The 2,608-nt window shown below is 44.8% G+C and carries 1 protein-coding gene; it reads right to left on the bottom strand.

The genetic code is table 11. The annotated features are described in order from the left end of the window. Positions 1–2,608: beta strand repeat-containing protein (locus tag EAX61_RS16505; RefSeq protein WP_161555250.1), on the bottom strand; the 2,608-nt coding region annotated here is incomplete at both ends.

The following is a 2,608-nucleotide window of genomic DNA, read 5'->3' as shown; positions in this document are numbered from 1 at the left end:
GAAAGCGCATTGGTGTCAATTGTAGTGGTCGCACCCGTCTCGTCGGTGTAAGTATAAGTCCCGTCACCGTTGTCCACGATTGTAGATATGGACGTATCTGAGATGAGTGTGGTCGCTCCGCTTGCATCTGTAAATATGAACTCCCCATCGTTTGCTCCCGGTACGAGTGCTACCGTTTCGGCTGCTGCATTGATTTCATCAATAGCATCCTGTACGTTTGTTGCTGTAAGTCCAGAGACTGCATTGTCATATGGATTAGAAAGGGCATTGGTATCTATTGTTGAAGTTGCACCCGTCTCATCCGTGTAGGTATAAGTGCCATCCGTATTATCTACCAGTGTAGAAGTCGAAGTATCTGAAATTAGTGTTGTAGCTCCATTAGAATCTGTAAAGAGGTAGGTCCCGTCCATATTGTCTACGAGTGCTACCGTTCCCGCAGCCGCATTGATTTCATCAATAGCATCCTGCACGTTTGTTGCTGTAAGTCCAGAGACTGCATTGTCATACGGATTAGAAAGTGCATTGGTATCTATTGTTGAAGTTGTCCCCGTCTCGTCGGTATAGGTATACGTTCCATCGAGATTATCTACCAGCGTAGAAATCGAAGTATCTGAGATTAGTGTTGTAGCTCCATTAGAATCTGTAAAGAGGTAGGTCCCGTCCATATTGTCCACGAGTGCTACCGTTCCAGCTGCTGCATTGATTTCATCAATAGCATCCTGTACGTTTGTTGCTGTAAGTCCAGAGACTGCATTGTCATATGGATTAGAAAGTGCGTTTGTATCGATTACTGAAGTTGTCCCCGTCTCATCAGTATAGGTATACGTTCCATCGAGATTATCTACCAAAGTAGAAATCGAAGTATCGGATATGAGTGTCGTTGAACCATTAGAATCTGTAAAGAGGTAGGTCCCGTCCATATTGTCCACGAGTGCTACCGTTCCAGCTGCTGCATTAATTTCATCAATAGCATCCTGTACGTTTGTCGCCACCAATCCAGAGACTGCATTGTCATATGGATTAGAAAGTGCATTGGTATCTATTGTTGAAGTTGTCCCCGTCTCATCGGTATAGGTATACGTTCCATCGAGATTATCTACGAGTGTAGAAATAGAAGTATCTGAGATTAATGTTGTTGCACCATTACTATCTGTAAAGAGGTAGGTCCCGTCCATATTGTCCACGAGTGCTACTGTTCCAGCTGCTGCATTGATTTCATCAATAGCATCCTGTACGTTTGTTGCTGTAAGTCCAGAGACTGCATTGTCATACGGATTAGAAAGGGCATTGGTATCGATAACTGAAGTTGCACCCGTCTCGTCAGTATAGGTATAGGTTCCATCGAGATTATCCACCAAAGTAGAAATCGAAGTATCGGATATGAGTGTTGTTGCTCCATTAGAATCTGTAAAGAGGTAGGTCCCGTCCATATTGTCTACGAGTGCTACCGTTTCGGCTGCTGCATTGATTTCATCAATAGCATCCTGTACGTTTGTTGCTGTAAGTCCAGAGACTGCATTGTCATATGGATTAGAAAGGGCATTGGTATCTATTGTTGAAGTTGCACCCGTCTCATCCGTGTAGGTATAAGTGCCATCCGTATTATCTACCAGTGTAGAAGTCGAAGTATCTGAAATTAGTGTTGTAGCTCCATTAGAATCTGTAAAGAGGTAGGTCCCGTCCATATTGTCTACGAGTGCTACCGTTCCCGCAGCCGCATTGATTTCATCAATAGCATCCTGCACGTTTGTTGCTGTAAGTCCAGAGACTGCATTGTCATACGGATTAGAAAGTGCATTGGTATCTATTGTTGAAGTTGTCCCCGTCTCGTCGGTATAGGTATACGTTCCATCGAGATTATCTACCAGCGTAGAAATCGAAGTATCTGAGATTAGTGTTGTAGCTCCATTAGAATCTGTAAAGAGGTAGGTCCCGTCCATATTGTCCACGAGTGCTACCGTTCCAGCTGCTGCATTGATTTCATCAATAGCATCCTGTACGTTTGTTGCTGTAAGTCCAGAGACTGCATTGTCATATGGATTAGAAAGTGCGTTTGTATCGATTACTGAAGTTGTCCCCGTCTCATCAGTATAGGTATACGTTCCATCGAGATTATCTACCAAAGTAGAAATCGAAGTATCGGATATGAGTGTCGTTGAACCATTAGAATCTGTAAAGAGGTAGGTCCCGTCCATATTGTCCACGAGTGCTACCGTTCCAGCTGCTGCATTAATTTCATCGATGGCATCCTGCACGTTTGTTGCCGTGAGCATCGATACGGTGTTGTCGTATGGATTTGAAAGCGCATTGGTGTCAATTGTAGTGGTCGCACCCGTCTCGTCGGTGTAGGTATAAGTGCCGTCACCATTGTCCACGATTGTAGATATGGACGTATCTGAGATGAGTGTGGTCGCTCCGCTTGCATCTGTAAATATGAACTCCCCATCGTTTGCTCCCGGTACGAGGCTCACTGTCCCTGCCGAGGCATTGATCTCATCGATGGCATCCTGCACGTTTGTTGCCGTAAGCATCGATACGGTGTTGTCGTACGGATTAGAAAGTGCATTGGTGTCAATTGTAGTGGTCGCACCCGTCTCGTCGGTGTAGG

It is taken from the genome of Dokdonia sinensis, assembly GCF_003688895.1.
Classification (GTDB): Bacteria; Bacteroidota; Bacteroidia; order Flavobacteriales; family Flavobacteriaceae; genus Dokdonia; species Dokdonia sinensis.
Note: the sequence above shows the minus strand (reverse complement) of the source record. Positions and strands in the feature narration are given on the sequence as shown.